Here is a 313-nt window from a genome sequence, read left to right on the forward strand (position 1 = left end):
AAATGGAGCCTAGCGGGATCGAACCGCTGACCTCCTGCGTGCAAGGCAGGCGCTCTCCCAGCTGAGCTAAGGCCCCGTATCATATAATAGATGGTGGGCCTGAGTGGACTCGAACCACCGACCTCACGCTTATCAGGCGTGCGCTCTAACCAGCTGAGCTACAGGCCCATCTATTTATAATTTACATAACAAAGAGAATTAATCTCTCAAAACTGAACCAAACAACCAAGTATGTCGGGCCTACAGGATGTAGGTCATGCCGATGTTGCCACAGGATGTGGCGTTCTTAATCGGCCTTCCTTATCCCGTAGTA

At 50.8% G+C, this 313-nt stretch carries 2 tRNA genes; both read right to left on the reverse strand.

The window, feature by feature from the left end:
• Nucleotides 1–3: 3 nt before the first annotated feature.
• Nucleotides 4–76: transfer RNA gene (locus tag ACHABU_RS20730), tRNA-Ala, on the reverse strand.
• 15 nt (nucleotides 77–91) lie between these two features.
• Nucleotides 92–168: transfer RNA gene (locus ACHABU_RS20735), tRNA-Ile, on the reverse strand.
• Between the last annotated feature and the right edge of the window lie 145 nt (nucleotides 169–313).

This window comes from Oceanobacillus sp. CF4.6 (genome assembly GCF_051262635.1).
In the GTDB taxonomy this organism is placed as follows: Bacteria; Bacillota; Bacilli; order Bacillales; family Amphibacillaceae; genus Oceanobacillus.